Here is a 19936-nt window from a genome sequence, read left to right on the forward strand (position 1 = left end):
TTTATTCCCTCACCATGACGGAAATACCGTTCGGAATTACGACCAGATGAGCGGTGGCGCCTTTCAGCCGCCTGGCTTCCCGCAGCGCGGTATCCACATCCGGCGCCCAGGCCATCTTCATTTCCTCAATGGTCTTTTTCTGCTCCGGATTTGTGACGTAGATGACGTGATGTTTGCAAAGCACACGGCAAAGGATTTGAAATTCCCACTGGTCCGGCTTTGTCCGGTCCTGCGGGGTCGTGAGAATCTGTTCCATGAGTTTTTGCGGGGAAACGCAGTCTTTCAGCGCGTGATAAAAGCTTTCGCCCCCGTGGCCGTCGCCGCAGGCGCTGACCATAATCAGCACGGCACCCGGAGCAGCCGCGGCTTCCGCTGCGGTCAGGCCCTTCACGCTTTGGTAGATATTCTGGTCCAAAGGATAGCCGCCGTTGCTGGAAATGACAATGTCGCCGCGCTGCTCCGGCTTTACCTGACAGTATTTCAGAAGCAAATCGCAGCCCCGGCGGTGCGCCGTAATAAAGTTCCCTGCGAAGGCTGCCACAACGCGCTTGTTTTCGTCAATGATCACGTTTACGATGTAGGCCAGATTGGCCATTTTCCCCGCGGCGAGCATATCCTTGTGCAACGGGTTGCCGTCCAGCACGCCGGTGCGTGCGCAAGGGGATGCGATAAACTTTGAGCAATGGTTTCCAAGCACAGTCACCTGATCACAGACGCCGGGAAGCACACTCTTCCGTCCGCCGGAGAAGCCCGCGAAAAAATGCGGCTCAATAAATCCCTCAGCAACCAGCAAATCCGTTTCCACTGCCGCTTTGTCGACCACGCAAGCCGCACCGGAGGGCAGCACGCCGATCTGCACATTGGCGGAAGCATCCCGGCTGTCGTGGATTACAATCTTTTCTTTTTCGACAATTTCCGAGCCCAGTTTTGCCACGAGTTCTTCCTTGCTGCTTGGGCGGTGGTAACCGGTCGCTACCAGAAGAGTCACGTCGATCTCCGGATTCCCCTCGCGCAGTTCTTTTAGCATCGCGGGGACAATGTGCTTGCTCGGAACCGGGCGCGTGTGGTCGCTGAGGATGACGGTGCAGGTCTTTTTGCCTGCCGCGAGCTCCCGAAGGCGGGGCGAGTCAATCGGATGGTCCATTGCGGCACGCACAAGACCGTCCTCCGAATCGACCGCTTTCAGTTCCGCTACACTGGATTCCAGAATTTCCGCATGGCTCAGATCTTCGGTCAGCCGCATTCCGGACTTTCCATAAGGAATGATTCTTGACATCGGGCACCTCCGATTTTTTCGCCTGCTTTCCAAATGAAACAAATTCAGAAGCAAGGGAAATAAAGTAAATTGGTCGCTCCAGTCGTTTCGCTTACCATCCTACCACATTTCCACATAAATACAATCCCCCAAAGTGCAGTTCTATTTTTCAAACAAATAAGGCACTGCATTTTAGTAATATATTACAAAATGATCTAATATAAATAAATATATCTAGACTTTATGCTTAGGACGATCTATAATATGCGTAAAACAAGCGCTCTTCCCCAAAGATTTTTCGAGTCGCACTTTTTAGGTCAGTTGGCTTATTTGCATTAAACTGGTAGAACCAAACATACGCAAATTGCGGCTTGGAGCCGCTGAAATAAAAAGGGGAGGTCCTGATATATCATGCTTCAATCTTTTCTTGCGCTGGTGCCGATCATCTGGCTGATCTTTGCTCTTACATACCTGAAAATGCCCGGCCACAAAGCGTGCATCAGTGCATTGGCTGTCGCCGCCATTCTGGCGCTTACGCTTTGGCACATGCCGGCGGCGGATTGCGCCACGTCCGCTCTGGAAGGCTTCGCCACCGCGCTGTGGCCTATTATCCTGGTCATTATCGCGGCCATCTTTACCTATAACCTTTCCCTCAAGACCGGCGCGATGGACATCATTAAGCGAATGCTTACCGGTGTTTCCTCCGATAAGCGTATCCTGATCCTGCTTGTGGGGTGGTGCTTCGGCGGATTTCTGGAAGGCATGGCCGGCTTCGGCACGGCAATTGCCATACCTGCCGGAATGCTGGCCGGTATGGGAATGGATCCGATTATAGCCTGCGTGGTCTGCATGATTGCCAACGCTTTTCCAACCGCATTCGGTTCGGTCGGTATTCCCACCGTGACCCTTCAGGCTGTGACCGGTCTGGATATGCTGCCGTTGGCTTTCACGACGGTGTTCCAGATGGTGCCGTTTATGATTCTGGTGCCGTTCCTGATGGTGATTGCGGGCGGGGGTGGTATCAAAGCGCTCAAAGGAGTCGTTGGCATCACGCTGATGTCCGGCCTTTCCTTTGTCCTTCCGGAATTGATTGTTTCAAGGTTTCTCGGGCCTGAACTGACCGTCATTGTCGGCTGTGTCGTTTCGCTGTTCTGCACTTTTTTGATGGCCAGAGCACGGAAAAACAAACCGGTTCCAGCCGAATACGACATGAGCGCGGGTATTTCAGAAGAATCGTCTCAGCAGGAAGGACGCCCGATGTCGCTTGTGGTTGCCAGTCTGCCGTTTATCCTGATCTTTGTCTTTCTCCTTTTAACTTCAAAGCTGGTTCCGCCGGTGAACAGTTTCCTTTCGATTTTCAAATCTACCGTAAGGATTAATACGGCTCCCAACGCCGGTTCGATCTCCTTCAGCTGGATCAATACCCCCGGCATCATCATTTTCCTCGCGGCCATCATCGGCAGCCTTGTGCAGAAGGCCGGCGGCAAGATGATGTGGCAGGCGTTGACCGGCACCGTAAAGCAAATGTCCAAAACGATCGTTACCATCATGTCGGTGCTCGCCGTTGCGAAGATTATGACGTACTCCGGCATGATTTCAGATATGGCTCATCTTTTTGTCACTCTGACCGGCCGAAACTATCCGTTCGTGGCACCGATCATCGCCGCGGTCGGCGCGTTTGTCACCGGAAGCGGAACCAATACAGAGGTCCTGCTGGGCACCCTGCAGACGGCTGCCGCTCAGCAAATCGACGTATCACGCTATTGGCTGGCGGCGGCAAACTCACTGGGCGCTGGGATCGGCAAGATTATGTCGCCCCAGTGTATCGCAACAGCGGTTGCCGCGGTCGGGCTTGTCGGACAGGACAGCAAAGTGCTGCGGGCGGTTTTGAAGTGGGCATTGATTCTGCTTGTGCTTGCCTGCGCCGTAATTGGTTTGGGTGTTTCGCTGACACCCGCCTGAATCCATTTTGATTATCCTTTCCAGTTGTGATTCGTTCTGACCCGCGATTCGATTTTTCTCACCTTTATGAAGATTAAACCTCTTAAACGAGATATTGTCTCGATGCAAACGATATGACAGGACCGGGAAGCTGTGCGTTCGCGCCAGCTTCCCGGTCCTGTTTTCGTTGTTTCCCATGGAGTGTTTGCGAAGTGCGTGCAAAATATTACCGGTACCTGTAAAAAAAGTCTTGACATGTTCTACAGGTACCAGTATAATGTATTCGTACGGTACCTGTAGAACAGGTGCCTGCAAAAAAACGCAAGGAGGAATTCTCGATGAACGAGGCGAATACAGAATTGTATGAAAAACTGGAAAGACTGATGAGATTGCTGCACAAGCACCATCTGCGCGCATATGCGGAAAGAGGCCCCATGGCCGACCCCACGCGTGGGCAGGGCAGGCTGATCGCGATTTTGAAAATGCAGGACGGCATCTCTACCAAGGATTTGTCGTATCTGCTGGGTATCCGCATTTCTTCTCTCAATGAATTGCTGTCCAAGATGGAAAAGGCCGACTACATTACGCGCGAGCCATCTGAAACCGATAAGCGCGTGATGCTTGTCAAACTGACTGAAAAGGGAAAAAACGAACAGCAGCAGGAATGGAATCCCGACGCAATTTTCGATTGCCTCTCGGAAGATGAGCAGAAGGCGTTCGGAGCTTATCTGGACCGGGTCATCAATTCGGTCGAAGCCAATCTGGGAGAAAAAATGGATGAAGACGAGCGTGAGTGGTGGATGCGCGAAGCACGGGAACGCATGGGGGATGAAAGGTTTGAACGATTTGCCGCCATGCGGCAAGCCGGCTTCATGATGCGGGGACTTGATCCGCACGGCGGTTTTGATGACTTCCACGGAGGTCGGGACGGCCGCTTCAAGAGGCGCAAATAAGAGGTATTTATGAAAAATAAAAGTTTCCCAACACTCGCCGCCTGCGTTGGAGCGTCTAATAAAAGGAGGATTCCTCCGTGCTGAAACTCGTAAAATATTTGAAGCCCTATGTTGCCCTGATTCTCATCGCGGTCATGCTGCTCGGCATTCAGGTGGTCTGTGATCTTTCCCTGCCGAATTACATGTCCGATATCGTCAATCAGGGAATCCAGCAGGGCGGAATCGTCAACGCGGTCCCGCAGGCAATCCGCCAAAGTGAAATGGACAAGCTTACTCTGTTCTTAAACGACGACGAGAAAAAAGAAGTGCTTGACGACTATACACTGCTCGACCGATCCGAGCTTTCCGAGGACGTGTACGCCAAGGACATCAGTCAGTTTCCCGCCCTTGCCAAAGAACCTGTCTATCAACTGAAAACCATCGGCAATGCCGAAAATGGTAAAATCAATTCAATTATTGGCAGGGCTTTCGTGGCGGCATCGTTCGTCGACAAGCTTGCGGCGCGGGCTGAAAGCGGGCCGGTAAGCCTGGGCGGCACGACAATCCCAAAGGGGACGGATCTGTACGGTATGCTTCAAAAACTGCCCGATTCACAGCTTGAACCGATGCGGACGCAGATCGATCGGAAAATCAACGCCATGACAGACTCCGTGATCACCCAGTCGGCCGTTTTATCGGTAAAGTTGGAATATCAGGCGATCGGTATGGACACGGACAAAATCCAAAGCGGAACCATTACCCGAACCGGCTTGTGGATGCTCTTGTTCGCCCTGCTTTCCGCGGCCTGCACCGTTCTGGTGGAGTTGATCGGCGCGAGGGTTTCGGCCGGCTTTTCGATGGATCTCCGCAGAAAGGTCTTTACCAAGGTCGAGAACTTCTCCAGCCGAGAATTCGACCGGTTCTCCACCTCATCCCTGATTACCCGCACCACCAACGACGTCACGCAGATCCAGACGGTGGTTTTCATGGTCATCCGGATGATGATCTATGCGCCGCTGATCGGCGTGGGGGGCGCTGTCATGGCGCTGCAAAAGAGCACCTCCATGTCCTGGATGATCGCAGTCGCGGTGATTATTCTCGTCGGCATAATCCTCACGCTGTTTTCTTTCTGCCTGCCAAAGTTTGAACTCGTGCAGAAGCTCACCGACAAGCTGAACCTTGTGACAAGGGAAAGTCTTTCGGGCATGCTGGTCATCCGCGCGTTCAATACGCAGAAGTTTGAGGAAAAGCGCTTCGACGGCGTCAATTCCGACATTACAAAAACCAATCTGTTTGTCAACCGGGCGATGGCATCTTTAATGCCCGCCCTTACCCTGATCATGAACGGAATGTCCCTGCTGATTGTCTGGGTGGGCGGGCACCAGATCGCCCAATCCGGTATGCAGGTCGGCGACATGATGGCGTTTATGCAGTACGCCATGCAGATTTTTTCGGCTTTCATCATGATCTCAGTGCTGTTTATCATGCTTCCGAGAGCTTCCGTCTCGGCACGGCGCATTGCCGAGGTGATCGACACCGACCTTTCCGTCAAAGACCCGAAGCAGCCTGAAGCGTTCACCGCGTTTCAAAAAGGAACGGTCGAATTCAAAAATGTTCATTTCCGGTATCACGGAGCGGAACGGGATGCTTTGAGCGACATCAGCTTCACTGCCTTGCCCGGACAGACGACCGCGATCATCGGGTCCGCGGGTTCGGGCAAAACCACCCTTGTCAACCTGGTTCCGCGTTTTTACGATGTGACGGAGGGAGAAGTCCTGGTGGACGGAATCGACGTGCGCAAAGTTTCGCAGCATGCGCTGCGCGAACGGATCGGGTATGTTCCACAGAAGTCGTCCCTCTTTCAGGGAACGATCGAAAGCAATCTGAAATACGCGGATGAGCACGCGTCGGAGGATACTCTTCAAAAAGCCGCTGACATCTCGCAGTCCATGGAGTTTATCGCATCGAAGTCCGAAGGTTTCGAAACGGGAATTGCCCAGGGCGGCAAAAATGTTTCGGGCGGACAGAGGCAGCGGCTCTCGATCGCCCGCGCTCTTGTGAAAAATCCGGAGATCCTGATCTTCGACGACAGCTTTTCCGCGCTCGACTTCAAGACGGACTCCCTGGTGCGCAAGGCGCTGAATTCCGAAACCGGAGACAGAACCGTGATTCTGATTGCCCAGCGAATTTCTTCGATTATGGGAGCAGACCAGATCATCGTACTGGAAGAAGGCCGGATTGCCGGGATAGGCCGGCACGACGAGCTGATGGAGACCTGTGAAACATACCGGGAGATTGCGCTTTCCCAGCTCTCAAAGGAGGAACTCGCATGAGTGAACAAAAGAGCCGCAAAGAATCAAATTCGACGCCTTCCCGCGGACCGGGCGGTTTCGGCGGGCACGGCGGACATGGCATGATGATGCCCGGGGAGAAAGCGTCGAATTTCAAGGGGACGATCAGCCGGCTGATTAAGTATCTTGGGGCCTATAAGCTCCCCATCCTCATTTGCTTTGTCTTTTCCGCCGCAAGCGCCGTCTTTTCCATTGTAGGGCCAAAGATTTTAGGTCAGGCGACCACCACGCTGTTTGAGGGCGCGATGGGAAAAATTGCGGGCAGCGGCGTGGGAATCGACTTTTCCGCCATCGCGCGGATTCTGATCACACTGGCGCTGCTTTACGTACTGAGCGCATTGGCCGGATACATTCAAAGCTGGATCATGGCGGGGGTTTCCGTTAAAATCTCCTACCGGTTTCGCAAGGATATCTCGGAAAAGATCAACCGTCTGCCGCTCAGCTATTTCGACGGAGTCAGCCAGGGCGAGGTGCTCTCACGGGTCACAAACGATGTGGATACGGTCAACCAGACCCTGAACCAGAATATTTCCCAGATGATCTCCTCCGTCACAACGCTGGTCGGCGTGCTGGTGATGATGCTGACCATCAGCTGGCTGATGACGCTCGTAACGCTGCTGATCATTCCGCTGTCATTGATTCTTGTGACGGCTGTGGCAAAATTTTCGCAGAAATACTTCGCTCAGCAGCAGAATTACCTTGGCCATGTCAACGGGCACATTGAGGAAATGTACGGCGGACATCTGGTGATGAAAGCTTTCAACGGGGAGGAGAAAAGCGTTGAGAAATTCGATAAACTGAACAGGGTGCTCTATGACTCGGCGTGGAAGTCCCAGTTTTTGTCCGGACTGATGATGCCCGCCATGAACTTTATCGGCAACCTTGGTTTCGTCGCGATGTGCATCCTCGGCGGTTGGCTGGCTGTGAAAAAGGCCATTACGGTCGGAGATATTCAGGCGTTTGTCCAGTATGTCAAATCATTCACCCAGCCGCTGGCACAGGTGGCGGGTATTTCCAACACGATTCAGCAAACCGCCGCCGCAGCCGAACGGGTCTTCGAATTCCTGGATGAAAAAGAGGAAAGCCCCGATGCCGGACATGCGGACATTGCGCAGCCTCCGGCAGATCAGGTGGAATTTAAGAATGTGCGTTTCGGCTATTCCCCAGACAAAATCATCATCAATGATTTTTCGGCGTCGGTGAAGCCGGGCCAGAAGGTCGCCATTGTCGGCCCGACGGGCGCAGGGAAAACCACCATCGTGAAACTGCTGATGCGGTTTTATGAGCTGAACGGCGGTTCCATCCGAATCGACGGTCATGACAGCCGGGATTTCACCCGGGAAGAACTGCGCTCAAAATTCGGCATGGTGCTGCAGGACACCTGGCTTTACAACGGCACAATCCTGGAAAACATCCGTTACGGGCGGCTCGACGCCACCGATGAGGAAGTGATGGAAGCGGCAAAGGCCGCGCACTGTGACAACTTCATCCGAGCGCTGCCGGACGGATACAATATGATCCTTGACGAAGAAGCCTCCAACATTTCGCAAGGGCAGAAGCAGCTGCTGACCATCGCCCGGGCAATCCTCGCCGACCCGAAAATATTGATTCTCGACGAAGCGACAAGCTCGGTCGATACGCGCACCGAGGTGCTGATTCAAAAAGCCATGGACCGTCTGATGAAAGGACGCACGAGTTTTGTCATAGCCCACCGTCTTTCCACCATCCGCGATGCGGACCTGATTCTTGTGATGAACGACGGGGACATTGTGGAGCAGGGCAGGCATGAGGAACTGCTCAAGCAGGGCGGCTTCTACGCAAACCTGTACAACTCCCAGTTTGAAATGGCGCAGGCCGGGTAACTGAAATGGCTGCCCGGAGCGCAAAAGGCCGGTTCCCGCTTCTGCGGAACCGGCCTTTTGCAGTCGGCGGCGGCGCCCCCAATCCCTTGACTTCACAATAAATTGCGCGGCTGCGCGTCCAAAATTTACTCATTTTTACGTGTCGTTTCAATGGTCCCCAATTTCCTGACGGAAGAAATCTACGTTAGGCAAGGCTGCCCGTGTCGGAATCCGCAGGATGACGGTGGTTCCTTCGTTCACGGTGCTTGTAAAAGACAGGCCGAATTCTCTCCCGAAGTAGAGCTGTATCCGGCGCTGGATGTTTTGCAGGCCGTAACCGCTGCTTTCGGTAGTCAGAATATTCTGAAGTTTGGCTGGTGAAATTCCGCAGCCGTTGTCTTCCACGACAAACCGTATTTTTCCGTCTTCCAGCTCCGCGGAGATTTTGAGCAGTCCCCGGCCGGGGACAACACGATGGTCTATCCCATGAACAATGGAATTTTCAACCAGCGGCTGCAAAATCAGGTTGGGCATTTTATAACCGCGGACGGCAGGGTCGAATCTTTCCTCGAATTGGAAGGAATGGCTGTGCATCATTTCCTGAATTTTAATATAGGAAACCGTGTTTTCCCACTCGTCCTCTACGGATATTTCCGGATTGCCCCGGTTTAGCGTCGTACGGTAGAATGTGGAAAGCAGCTGCGCCATTTCACTGATTTCATCCTGACCTGACAAAATGGCCTTGCTGTTGATGAGGGAGAGGCTGTTATAAAAGAAATGGGGGTTTATCTGCGCCTGAAGGGCTTTTATTTCATATTCCTGCTTTTCGGTTTTCGCTTTGTAAACCTCGTTTACCAGTTGCTGAAGTTTTTCTACCATCGTATGGAATTGCCTCGACAGCACGCCGATTTCATCCTGCCCGAATTCGCTTGGAGGCAGGTCGATAAAAAGACCGTTCCGTTCGATGGACTGCATATTGCGCGTCAGGGTTTCCAAAGGGCGGACAATCACGAACGAAAGAAAATGAGTAAGCAGATGAAGCATGACGGTGCAGCCTATGACAACCAGCAGAACGGTCAGCAAAATCGGCCATGTATTGTCTCTGACCGTATTCAACGGGCGGACGATGTATAAGCTCCATCCTTCCTTGGGCAAATTCTGCCGGATTCCGATATAATTTTGCCGCAGACCGTCTCCTTTTAAGCGGGCCGCGATTTGGCCGTCGGGGATTATCAGGTCTTTTCTGCCGAAGTCCTGATACGCGTAGAGAACCGTGTTGCCGTCCAGCAGAAACACTCCGAAATTATGGGTGAACAGCGTGTCCAGCTGTGAGTAAACCTTGTTGTAATCCAGCTTGATCGAAAGATAGTTTTTGCGTTTTTGATGGGCCGAATAAATCGGACAGAAAAGATATGCCGCCTGATTCTCCCTGGAAATATAAAAAGTTGGTTTTGTCGCGTGCGCAGCGGTTGAGTACCATGGCATTTTTTTTGCTTCATTGATTGTCTGAACGGCGTCTCCGTGCGGGTTTAGGTTCGAAGAAGTATAGAGCGTTTCGGAAAGGACATCCCCGTTCAGCAATGGAATGGTTGCAAACAGCGGGTCCACAATGTCGCGGTAAGTAAGATACATCTCATAATTATTTGAATAGGTGCGGCTTACAGCCTGACCGATGCTGTCGTTCCATGCGATATTGGAAATCATATTCCGGTATGTGTCAAACCTGTTTTGCAAAACCAGGGCGGCTTGTTCCACTGTCTCCGATTCGGCTTGCTTTTCCCGGTTTATTAAAAGAGTCTGGATCTGCCCGTAACAGAATATGCCCAGAGCAAGAACAGGGAATAGACCGGCGCCGATGCACACCAAAGACACTTTTTGACGGAAATTAATGTTTCGGTACCATCTTAAAATTGATTTTCGCATAGGCGCTGCTCCTAATGCGATGTCCGGAAGGATTCCGGAGTCTGACCGAAGGTTTCTCGGAAGCTTCTGCAAAAATAGGAGAAATTGGAATACCCCACGTCTCTGCAAATATCCTGAATTTTCTGGTTCGTATTTAACACGCGCTCTTTTGCCTGTTCCATTCGCAAGGTTTTGACGTACTTGTTGATTCCGCAGCCGGTCTTTCGGATGAACAGGTCACTCAGATATCGGGGTGAAAGGTAGACCTGTTCGGCCAGCCGGGTCAGGTTCAGCTCCTCTCCGTAATGGTTTTGGATATACTGCTTGACAATGCAGATCACATGCTCGGCGGAATCCTGTTCGACTTCAAGGTTCTGCAGAACCCTGGCAAGCGTATCCGAGATAAGGACCCTGATCTCGTCATAATACTGGCATCGATAAATCTTCTCAACCATCCCCTGCAGCTCGTCTTTCCCGGCGGACGAAGCCTTGCATAGGGTTTGTGCGAGTCTGGAGAAAATATAGCACACACTGATATGGGACTGCTTCTGTTTTTGCTGATATTTCTCCAAAAGCAGGTTTACGCTTTTTTGCAGGCTGTATCCGTCCCTGCATTCGATGGCGTCCGCAGCGGCTTGGAGAAGGGCGTCGTCATCCTCAAGGTTTTCCCGATCGTTCGGGCTTTCGTCCGGGATGGGGTAGATATAGCGGTTCATAAAAAAGAAACGGTCGTCCAGCGCCTGCTCCGCCTTTGAGAACGCGGCCGCAATGGAATCGGCGCCGGAAAACGGGCTGCTGACGGAAAGGTAACAGCTCTTTGCAAAAACGGATGAGAACCGCTCCTGCAGTGATTGGGCTATGTAAACGACAGACCGATGGAGGGTTTCTTCCTTCTGTAGGAAGATCACGCTTTGGTTTGGATTCAGGTTCAAAAAGTGAAAAGGCTGTTCCCCGAACACCTCGCCGGCTGTCTTTTCAAATTGATTCTGCGGGAACCAGCCGAAAACCGGGTCGTCAAACTGCAGCAGAAACAGCCTATTGTACTTCTCCAGAAAATCGAGGTCTTCTTTTCCGTATTTCCTGTAAAGCAGCTCGGCCCTGGTTCCGTACAACAGGCCGGAAAGGATATAGTTTTGCAGGTAAACGGAGGCAAGGCGCTCCTGCCTGACGGTACGGGCCTGAGCGTCCAGCCTTTGAATTGTTTTCATCATAATTTTTTTCAGTTCTTCCGGATGAATGGGCTTAAGAATGTAGTCGACGGCGCCCAGCGAGAGCGCTTTTTTGACATAGGGAAAGTCGTTGTAGCCGCTGAAAAATATGATTTGAAGATCGGGATACATTTCCTGCGCGCGTGACGCGAGGTCCGTCCCCGGCAGAAAGGGCATGCGAACATCCGTAAAGAGAATGTCCGCCTTCTTTTTCCGGAGCATTTCAAGAGCCTCGCGTCCGTTTTCCGCTTCATCTATCGACAACTGGAAATGAAATTTTTCGAGTAAAAAAGCTATTGTTTTTCGTTCATCCTTTTCGTCGTCCGTAATCAAAATCCGGTACATGAAAAAGACTCCTTTCCCTTAAAATTTATCACAAGTGTTACGGAATGTATAGTATATAGACAAAAAAAACGTTCAAAATAAGAAAAATCAGGAGAATAGTACAAAAAACCGGATTCTTTATCATTTACAGTACGAGCTCTGTGAGAATATACTGAAAGCGTTGTAACCGCCCCACCGCCGCAGGAAAGACGTGGGGAACTTACGAAATTTTTAGAGGAGGTTTTGGTTCATGAAAAGAATCCAGCATGCAAAACGCGCCGTTGCGCTTGTATTGTCAGCGGCTTTACTGGTCGGCGCTTCCGCGTGCGCAAAGACCAATACGCAGAACCAGAGTACCGCGCCGGCGGCGGTTTCCAAATCGACGGATCCGCTGGCGAAGTACTCCCAGCCGGTCGTGATCAACACAGGGCGCCAGACGGCGACAAACCCGCGCTTTCCCAAGGGGGATACCTACGAAAACAATGCGTACACACGTTTTCTGAAGCAAAAGCTGAACATAACGATAAAAGACGCGTTTGAAGCGAACGGCGCGGACTACGACCGTCAGGTCTCGCTTGCCATGGCCGGAAACAGTCTGCCGGATATGATGCTGGTCGACAATCACAGCGACCTTCAGGAAATGGTAGACAACGATCAGATTATGGATCTTACCGACGTCTATAACCAATACGCCAGCGACAAGATTAAAGAATACTACAATTCCTACAAGGATGTTTATCAGGGGGGCGCTTTCGGAAAATGCACGTTTGACGGAAAGATCATGGCGATGCCGGATGTGGGCGGAGACGCGGGCTCCAACGTCGCGTGGATTCGCCAGGACTGGCTTGATCAGCTTGGCATCAAGGTTGACCCGGACGGCGACGGGTGCATTACTCCGGATGAACTGAAAAATGTAGCCAAACAGTTTCTTGCAGAGGATCCCGGCAAAACCGGGAAGCCCGTCGGCATCCCCGTGCAGCCGACTCCGACCGACGGCAGCAACGACGGCGGTTCCTTTACGCTGACCGGCATCGCGAATGCGTACGGCGCTTTTCCAAAGCATTGGGTGAAAGACGCGAACGGAAAAGTGGAATACGGTTCCGTTCAGAATGAGACGAAAGAATTCCTTACCGCCATGGCGGGCTGGTTCAAGGAGGGAATCCTGGATCCGCAGACCGGCACGCGCACCTGGAACGACTGCCAGAGCCTTTTGGTAAACGGCCAGACCGGAATTGCGTTCGGCCAGTGGCACATGCCGGACTGGTGCTTCAACCTGGTAAAGGAAAAAGATCCGAACGCGGAGTTCCGGTGCTATGCCATTGCGGACAAAAACGGAAAAGTAAATTACATGCACGTGGCGCCGAGCGAAAAATACCTGGTCGTACGCAAAGGATATCAGCATCCGGAAGCCGTCATCAGAGTCCTGAATCTGTTTTACGACGCGTTAAACGGAAAAGACGCCTCGACCGTCATGCCCAATATCAACGAGGCGATGAAGATGGATAACGCCACCAAACCGGTGAATATGGAAATTCTGGACTCCGAACTGAATCTGAACAGCTACAAGCAGATTTCGGCAGCCGTAAAGGATCCTTCCAAGCTTAAGGACATCGATATGTCGGAGGACAAGATGATTGTCGGCGAGATCAACGAATACAACAAGGATCCCAAGTCCGCGTCGGTGGAAGACTGGTCACACGACACTTCCCGCTTGTTCGGCTTAGGTCTCTATTATAAGCTTACCGAAAAGAATTTGTTTGACTGGAGAATGCCCGGATTTACGGGTACGACCGATTCGATGGAATCCATGTGGACAAATCTGGATAAACAGGAGAACGAAGCGACCATAAAAATTATAACCGGCGCGGTCCCGCCGAGCTATTTCAATACGTTCGTAAAGAACTGGAAGTCGCAGGGCGGCGACCAGATTACAAGCGAAATCGAGTCTCAAAATGCCGGCAATTAGAAAAGAAATGGGGCTGTGTCGCCGAACACAGCCCCGCTTTATCAAGGAGGATTCCCATGGAAGCAACCCATAAAGCCGGAGCGCGAATCACTGCCTCCAACCGGCTGCGCTCTCAGGAAACAATGTTTCACGCGATGATGCTGCCGGGCATGATATTTCTGGCAGTTTTCAGTTACATTCCTATGGTCGGCGTCGTGATGGCATTCCAGAATTTTTCCGCGGGCAAGGGGATTTTCAGGTCTCCGTTTGTCGGCCTCAAGCATTTCCGGTATATGTTTTCCCTTCCGGATATCTGGGAAATCATTCGCAATACGCTGACGATCGCTATCGGCAAGATGGTCCTTACCACCCTGCTGGCCATCGTGTTTGCCATTCTGCTCAATGAAATCCGTCAGCGTTGGCTGAAGCGGACGGTTCAGACCATTGTTTATCTGCCGCATTTCCTTTCGTGGGTTATTTTGGCGGCGGTCGTCGTCAACCTGTTCAGCCTTGACGGCTCGGTCAATCAGATTTTGCAGAAGCAGGGCTTTGCCCAGGCGAACTTTTTGGGCAGCAACACGCTGTTCCAGCCGACTTTGATCATGACCGACGTCTGGAAGGAATTTGGCTATGCGTCCATTGTATATCTGGCCGCAATCACTTCAATCGATCCGGGCTTATATGAAGCGGCCGCCATCGACGGGGCGAACTGGTGGCAGCGTGTCTGGCATGTTACTTTGCCCGGGATGCTGAGCATTATCTTGCTGATGTCGGTTATGAACATTTCCAATGTGCTGAACGCGGGGTTCGACCAGGTGTACAATTTATACAGCCCGATGGTCTATGATACGGGCGATATTATCGACACCTATGTTTACCGGATGGGTCTGTTAAGCCACCAGTACAGCTTTTCCACGGCGGTCGGGCTGTTCAAGTCTGTTGTGGGAATGTTTTTACTGATCGCCGTGAACGAGATTTCCAAGAAATTTACGGACGCCCGCATCTTTTAAAAGGGGAAATGTTTATGCAGCAGCATCAAAATGCATGGGCGCAGATGGGGAAAGCGGTTATCTACATACTTGTCGTGTTGATGGGCTTCAGCTGCCTGCTGCCCCTGCTGAATATCTTAGCGATCTCCTTCAGCGGAAGCGCGGCTGTTACGGGCAACCAGGTGGGACTGGTCCCGGTCGATTTTACGCTTGCGCCATATCAGAAAATGTTGGAGGACTCACAATTCTGGCGTTCGTCCCTCATTTCGGTGGAACGTGTTTTCTTGCAGCTTGTGCTGAATATGGTTTTAGTCGTGCTGATGGCGTATCCGCTTTCCAAGCCGAAGCACGAGTTCCATGCGCGCGGATTTTATATGAAAACCATGATTTTTGCCATGCTGTTTAACGGCGGCATGATCCCCACCTACCTGGTGGTAAAGCAGCTGGGTCTGCTGAACACCATCTGGTCGCTGGTTTTGCCGGGCGCGGTGCCGATTTTCAATGTCATACTGGTCATGAATTTTTTTGCCGGCGTCCCAAAATCGCTGGAAGAAGCCGCGGTGATAGACGGCGCCAGCCCGCTGCAGGTCCTGCTGAAGGTGTATATTCCCTGCTCGGTGCCTGTTTTGGCAACGGTTGCCCTGTTCAGCATCGTGGGCAGCTGGAACGATTTTTTCAGCGGCCTGATTTATATTACCAAAGTGCAGAACTACCCGCTGATGACCTATATACAGTCTTTGAGCATTAATATCGCCGACCTTTTAAAGTCCGGCGTCAGCGCAAGCACGCTGGAAAATGTCACTCAGCTTTCGAACAAGAACTTAAACGCGGCCAAGATTGTGGTTTCCACCATTCCGCTGATCGCAATTTATCCGTTTTTGCAAAAATATTTTGTCACCGGCATTGTGGTTGGAGCAGTAAAGGAGTAGACTGGTATCAAGGTCTAAATTTTTAATCGGGGAGAGATTTTTATGCCGAAATGGCTTAATGACGCGGTATTTTACGAAATTTATCCGCAAAGCTTTTACGATTTAAACGGCGACGGGATCGGGGACATCAACGGTATTACCGAAAAGCTGGATTACGTCAAATCCCTCGGCTGCAACGCCGTCTGGCTGAATCCCTGCTTTGATTCTCCGTTTATGGACGCAGGGTACGACGTTCGCGATTACAAAAAGGTTGCCCCGCGCTACGGTACGAACGAAGACCTGAAGCGGTGTTTTTTCGAAGCTCATAAAAGGGGAATGCATATTCTGCTCGACCTTGTGCCGGGGCACACCTCCGACCGGCACGCGTGGTTCCGGGAAAGCCAAAAAGCCCAAAAGAATCCATACAGCGGCCGCTATATCTGGACGGATTCCGTGTGGAACCGGCCGGCTGACTTCGGATGCATGTGCGGCGTTACCGAACGCGACGGATGCTATCTGCTCAACTTTTTTTCTTCCCAGCCGGCTTTGAATTACGGCTTTAACAAAATCACCGCGCCTTGGCAGCAGCATTATACGCATCCGGATTGCGTCGCGACGCGCGAGGCGATGAAGGACGTCATGCGGTTCTGGCTCGACGCGGGCTGCGACGGTTTCCGGGTGGATATGGCCGATTCCCTTGTCAAAAACGACGGCGATCGCACTGCAACCGCGGAAATCTGGAGGGGCGTGCGCGAAATGCTGGACCGGGAATATCCTGAGGCCGCGATGGTATCCGAGTGGTCCAATCCCAAACAGGCGATTGTGCAGGCGGGCTTTCACATGGACTTCCTGCTGGACCATCCGGGCAAGGGATACCATTCCCTGTTCCGGGAGACGGGACCCGACGGGGGCCAGCACAGCTTTTTCAGCAAGCAGGGTAAAGGAAATATCATGAAGTTTCTGAGGGATTACCTGCCCCAGTACGACGCGTCTAAAAACAGCGGTTATATCAGCCTGATCACCTGCAACCATGATACGCCCCGCATGACGCTGGGATTTGATGAGCTGGAATGTAAAATCGCGTATTCGTTTCTTTTGACCATGCCGGGCGTTCCGTTCCTCTATTACGGCGATGAAATCGGCATGCAGTATTTTAAACTTCCAAGCGTCGAAGGCGGCTATCAGCGCACGGGATCGCGCACTCCCATGCAGTGGAACAGGGGAAAGAACCGTGGCTTTTCCGCCGCCGATCCGGAAAAGCTGTATCTGCCGGTGGACGAAAGGGATTGTGCACCGACTGTGGAAGAGCAGGAAAAGGACGGCGGTTCCCTCTTGCGTACGGTCCGCAGGGTGTTGGCCCTGCGGCATGAAAATCCGGATTTGCAGGCGGTGCCAAACTTCGAGGTCGTTTACGCGAAGGAGAACGAATATCCCTTTGTATTCCGGCGCGGAAAATTTGTCATAGCGGTAAACCCATCCTGCAAGGAAACGGAAATCCCTGTGGCCGCGGAGGGAACGCCCAGATTTCTGATCGGCAGCAGTTCTTTGAAGAGCAGCCGGCTTGCCATGGGAAAACAGTCTTTTGCCGTTTTTGAATGCGCCGAATTGTAGCTGTTTCCAAAATTGAAGGTCTGGCTTGCGGCTTGCCGGGGGTTCTGAATTTCCCAAAACTTCTTTTGCGGCGATGGGGGAGAACGGGTTCCTCTTTGCAAGAATTGTCAAAAATGTTTTTTTATAATCATAAAGTATCATATTGACGGAAGAAAGCTGGAAGACATAATATGTATTACTCTCCTATGAAAGGAGGGAATACAAATGCGTTGGCGTTGTGGCTGGGTTTGGTGCAGTCGTTGGCGCTGCTGGTGCTGGTGCTGCGGACCCATTCGATAAATGGTTTATTTGCAATAATGCTTGCCTGATCGGCAAGCATTATTGTTTTGTATCCGGCCGGATGAGAAATGGATTTTTTTGTTTGACCGTATTATAATATCGTAATAAAACAGCTTCTTAAAATTTGAAATTTGGAGTGGGATGATTTTATGCTTTGGGCAGTTACGACCATTTCGCTGGCACTTGTCTTCTATACGATTGGTGTGTGGAGTGAAAAATGGCAGGGATCCATAAAAAGCTGGCATCTTGTCCTTTTCTGGATCGGATTCGTTTTTGATACCACAGGAACAACCTTGATGAGCAGACTTTCCAGTGTTCCGTTAACCGTCAGTTTTCACAGTGTAACGGGGGCGGCTGCAATCCTGCTCATGGCGGCTCACGCAATCTGGGCGACCTTTACTCTAACCAAAGGGAGCGATCTGCAAAAACGCAATTTTCATAAATTCAGTATTCTGGTTTGGGCTCTGTGGCTGATTCCTTACTTTTCCGGCATGATCGCCGGAATGACGCGCTGACAGCTGTCTCTGCAGTCCCCCCGGGGCAGGAGCCCCGAATCATGATTCACAGGGCTTTTGTTTTGTAAAAAGATATGTTACACTTATGGCAATCTTTATAACAGTTCAAGGCATGAATCCAACAGGAGGGAAAACATGATCAATCATTTTTGCAGTTCGCCGCTGTGGGAAAGCAGTAAAACCCTCGCCGCGGTTGCTCAGGGAAACGAACCCGCCCAAACGGTGATTTTTAATGCTAGGCTAATCAACGTCTGCACGGGGGAGATACTGCCTCATACGGACGTTGCGGTTTCGTGCGGAAGAATCGCGCTGGTGGGGGACGCGAAACATTGCGTCGGAGAAAACACCGTTGTCATAGACGCTCAGGGCCAATACATTGCGCCGGGTTTTCTGGACGGGCATATTCATGTGGAGTCTTCCATGATGGGGGTAGGGGAATACGCGCGCGCGGTGTTGCCGCACGGAACCACCGGGATTTATATGGATCCGCATGAAATTTGCAACGTCCTTGGACTGGACGGCGTCAAATGTATGCTGGAGGACGCAAAGCGCACTCCCCTGAAAGCGATGCTGACAACGCCTTCCTGCGTGCCGGCCGTACCCGGCTTTGAGGATACCGGCGCTTCAGTCGGTCCGGCGGATATTGCGGAAACGATGAAATGGGACGAGACGGTCGGCCTCGGCGAGCTGATGAATTTTCCCGGCGTTCTTTCTTCGTCGGACCACACGCACGGGGAAATTGCCGAGACCCTGAAAGCCGGTAAAATCATTACGGGCCATTATTCCATGCCGGAAACAGGAAAAGGGCTGAACGCTTATATTGCTTCCGGAGTCCGGTGCTGCCATGAATCGACCCGTATGGAGGACGCGCTTGAGAAAATGCGTCTTGGCATGTACGCGATGTTTCGGGAGGGCTCCGCGTGGCACGACCTCCACGAAGTGGCGAAGAGCATCACGCAGCATAAGATCGACACCCGGTTCGCCGTTCTGATTTCCGACGACACCCACCCCTATACCTTGATGAACAACGGCCATCTGGATCATATTGTCCGCCGTGCGGTGGAAGAGGGGATCGACGCTGTCACGGCAATTCAGATGGTAACCATCAACTGCGCGCAGTGCTTTCAGATGGATCAGGACCTCGGCTCCATCGCTCCCGGAAAATGCGCGGATCTTGTTTTTCTTGACGATCTGGAAAAGGTACATGTTACAAAAGTGCTGATTGACGGCAAAGTCGTTGCGGAGAACGGGAGTTTAACGGAGCAGCTGAAACCGTATTCTTATCCGGAATGGGCGACGCGGTCCATGCATATCCGCGACGCGATTACGCCGGAATCGTTCCGAATTTCTGCAAAAGGGAATGAAGTTACGGCGCGTGTAATTGAAGTGATTCCCGCGCGGGTGGGGTCCTACGAACGCCATGTGAAGCTGGCGGTGAAAAACGGTCTGGTGGAGTCGGATCCGTCGCAGGATGTTCTGAAAACCGCGGTTTTTGAGCGCCACCAAGAAACCGGTAAGGCCGGATTCGGGTTTGTAAAGGGATTTGGGATTCAGTGCGGCGCGATGGCCTCCACCGTCGCTCACGACGCGCATAATTTGCTGGTGATCGGTACAAACGACGAGGACATGGCGCTTGCCGCGAATACGCTGATTGCCTGCGGCGGAGGCATGACCGCCGTGCAGAACGGAAAAGTCCTCGGCACGGTTCCGCTGCCGATCGCGGGCCTGATGAACGACAGGCCGGTCGAAGAAATGAGCGAAATTGTCGGTTCCCTCGGGGAAGCCTGGCGGAAAATCGGCTGTAAAATGGTCTCCCCGTTTATGACGATGGCGCTGATTTCGCTGGCCTGCCTGCCGGAGCTGCGCCTGACGGACCGCGGCCTGGTCGACTGCACGACGTTTCAGTTTGTTCCGCTGTTCCTTTCGGAATAGCGC

General features: G+C 52.1%; 13 protein-coding genes. 10 read left to right on the forward strand and 3 right to left on the reverse strand.

Going from position 1 to position 19936, the window contains the following annotated elements; genetic code table 11:
• Window position 1: 1 nt before the first annotated feature.
• A complete protein-coding gene (gene larA / locus ACLQ3M_RS07190; protein ID WP_411677014.1) occupies window positions 2-1276 on the reverse strand; it encodes a nickel-dependent lactate racemase in 1275 nt (424 codons plus the stop codon).
• Between the two features lie 390 nt (window positions 1277-1666).
• On the opposite strand from larA, the gene ACLQ3M_RS07195 reads away from it, so the two are divergent.
• The 4 genes from ACLQ3M_RS07195 (at window position 1667) to ACLQ3M_RS07210 (ending at window position 8341) form a co-directional block, all read left to right on the forward strand.
• Complete coding sequence (locus ACLQ3M_RS07195) at window positions 1667-3217, forward strand: L-lactate permease (RefSeq protein WP_411677015.1); 1551 nt, start codon at window positions 1667-1669, stop codon at window positions 3215-3217.
• Window positions 3218-3534: 317 nt separating this feature from the next.
• Window positions 3535-4149: a MarR family winged helix-turn-helix transcriptional regulator gene (locus tag ACLQ3M_RS07200; RefSeq protein ID WP_411677016.1), complete on the forward strand. Its 615-nt coding sequence runs from the start codon at window positions 3535-3537 to the stop codon at window positions 4147-4149.
• 77 nt (window positions 4150-4226) lie between these two features.
• Window positions 4227-6461, forward strand: coding sequence for an ABC transporter ATP-binding protein (locus ACLQ3M_RS07205; RefSeq protein ID WP_411677017.1), 2235 nt, complete (start codon window positions 4227-4229; stop codon window positions 6459-6461).
• Window positions 6458-8341 (forward strand): ABC transporter ATP-binding protein, encoded by a 1884-nt coding sequence (locus ACLQ3M_RS07210; protein ID WP_411677018.1) that lies wholly within the window; start codon window positions 6458-6460, stop codon window positions 8339-8341. Before ACLQ3M_RS07205 ends, ACLQ3M_RS07210 begins: the two co-directional genes overlap by 4 nt.
• 147 nt (window positions 8342-8488) lie before the next feature.
• On the opposite strand, the gene ACLQ3M_RS07215 is transcribed toward ACLQ3M_RS07210, so the two are convergent.
• Both ACLQ3M_RS07215 and ACLQ3M_RS07220 read right to left on the reverse strand, forming a co-directional pair.
• Entirely contained in the window at window positions 8489-10243 is a 1755-nt protein-coding gene (locus ACLQ3M_RS07215; protein ID WP_411677019.1) for a sensor histidine kinase, read from the reverse strand.
• 11 nt (window positions 10244-10254) lie between these two features.
• Complete coding sequence (locus ACLQ3M_RS07220; protein ID WP_411677020.1) at window positions 10255-11775, reverse strand: response regulator; 1521 nt, start codon at window positions 11773-11775, stop codon at window positions 10255-10257.
• A gap of 229 nt (window positions 11776-12004) precedes the next feature.
• Here ACLQ3M_RS07220 and ACLQ3M_RS07225 point away from each other — a divergent pair, with 229 nt between their 5' ends.
• From ACLQ3M_RS07225 to ade, 6 genes are all read left to right on the forward strand, one after another.
• Window positions 12005-13720, forward strand: a complete 1716-nt coding sequence (locus ACLQ3M_RS07225; protein WP_411677021.1) for an extracellular solute-binding protein — start codon at window positions 12005-12007, stop codon at window positions 13718-13720.
• A 122-nt stretch (window positions 13721-13842) separates the two neighbouring features.
• Window positions 13843-14709 carry an ABC transporter permease gene (locus ACLQ3M_RS07230; RefSeq protein WP_411677071.1) on the forward strand — a complete coding sequence of 289 codons (867 nt, stop codon included), beginning with the start codon at window positions 13843-13845 and terminating at the stop codon, window positions 14707-14709.
• A gap of 14 nt (window positions 14710-14723) precedes the next feature.
• Window positions 14724-15617: a carbohydrate ABC transporter permease gene (locus ACLQ3M_RS07235; RefSeq protein WP_411677022.1), complete on the forward strand. Its 894-nt coding sequence runs from the start codon at window positions 14724-14726 to the stop codon at window positions 15615-15617.
• Window positions 15618-15659: 42 nt separating this feature from the next.
• Window positions 15660-17207: an alpha-amylase family glycosyl hydrolase gene (locus tag ACLQ3M_RS07240; protein WP_411677023.1), complete on the forward strand. Its 1548-nt coding sequence runs from the start codon at window positions 15660-15662 to the stop codon at window positions 17205-17207.
• Window positions 17208-17635: 428 nt separating this feature from the next.
• Window positions 17636-18001 carry an HsmA family protein gene (locus tag ACLQ3M_RS07245; RefSeq protein WP_411677024.1) on the forward strand — a complete coding sequence of 122 codons (366 nt, stop codon included), beginning with the start codon at window positions 17636-17638 and terminating at the stop codon, window positions 17999-18001.
• 135 nt (window positions 18002-18136) lie between these two features.
• Window positions 18137-19933 (forward strand): adenine deaminase, encoded by a 1797-nt coding sequence (gene ade, locus ACLQ3M_RS07250; protein ID WP_411677025.1) that lies wholly within the window; start codon window positions 18137-18139, stop codon window positions 19931-19933.
• Window positions 19934-19936 lie beyond the last annotated feature (3 nt).

Origin of the sequence: Caproicibacter sp. (assembly GCF_046707225.1) — a bacterium.
Classification (GTDB): Bacteria; Bacillota; Clostridia; order Oscillospirales; family Acutalibacteraceae; genus Caproicibacter.

Excerpts from the sequence above, each read along its gene's own strand:
- ACLQ3M_RS07215 (WP_411677019.1), bottom strand. The coding sequence starts at position 10,243 with ATGCGAAAATCAATTTTAAGATGGTACCGAAACATTAATTTCCGTCAA.
- ade (WP_411677025.1), top strand. The coding sequence starts at position 18,137 with ATGATCAATCATTTTTGCAGTTCGCCGCTGTGGGAAAGCAGTAAAACC.
- ACLQ3M_RS07200 (WP_411677016.1), top strand. The coding sequence starts at position 3,535 with ATGAACGAGGCGAATACAGAATTGTATGAAAAACTGGAAAGACTGATG.
- ACLQ3M_RS07210 (WP_411677018.1), top strand. The coding sequence starts at position 6,458 with ATGAGTGAACAAAAGAGCCGCAAAGAATCAAATTCGACGCCTTCCCGC.
- ACLQ3M_RS07195 (WP_411677015.1), top strand. The coding sequence starts at position 1,667 with ATGCTTCAATCTTTTCTTGCGCTGGTGCCGATCATCTGGCTGATCTTT.
- ACLQ3M_RS07225 (WP_411677021.1), top strand. The coding sequence starts at position 12,005 with ATGAAAAGAATCCAGCATGCAAAACGCGCCGTTGCGCTTGTATTGTCA.
- ACLQ3M_RS07230 (WP_411677071.1), top strand. The coding sequence starts at position 13,843 with ATGTTTCACGCGATGATGCTGCCGGGCATGATATTTCTGGCAGTTTTC.
- ACLQ3M_RS07240 (WP_411677023.1), top strand. The coding sequence starts at position 15,660 with ATGCCGAAATGGCTTAATGACGCGGTATTTTACGAAATTTATCCGCAA.
- ACLQ3M_RS07245 (WP_411677024.1), top strand. The coding sequence starts at position 17,636 with ATGCTTTGGGCAGTTACGACCATTTCGCTGGCACTTGTCTTCTATACG.
- ACLQ3M_RS07220 (WP_411677020.1), bottom strand. The coding sequence starts at position 11,775 with ATGTACCGGATTTTGATTACGGACGACGAAAAGGATGAACGAAAAACA.
- ACLQ3M_RS07235 (WP_411677022.1), top strand. The coding sequence starts at position 14,724 with ATGCAGCAGCATCAAAATGCATGGGCGCAGATGGGGAAAGCGGTTATC.
- larA (WP_411677014.1), bottom strand. The coding sequence starts at position 1,276 with ATGTCAAGAATCATTCCTTATGGAAAGTCCGGAATGCGGCTGACCGAA.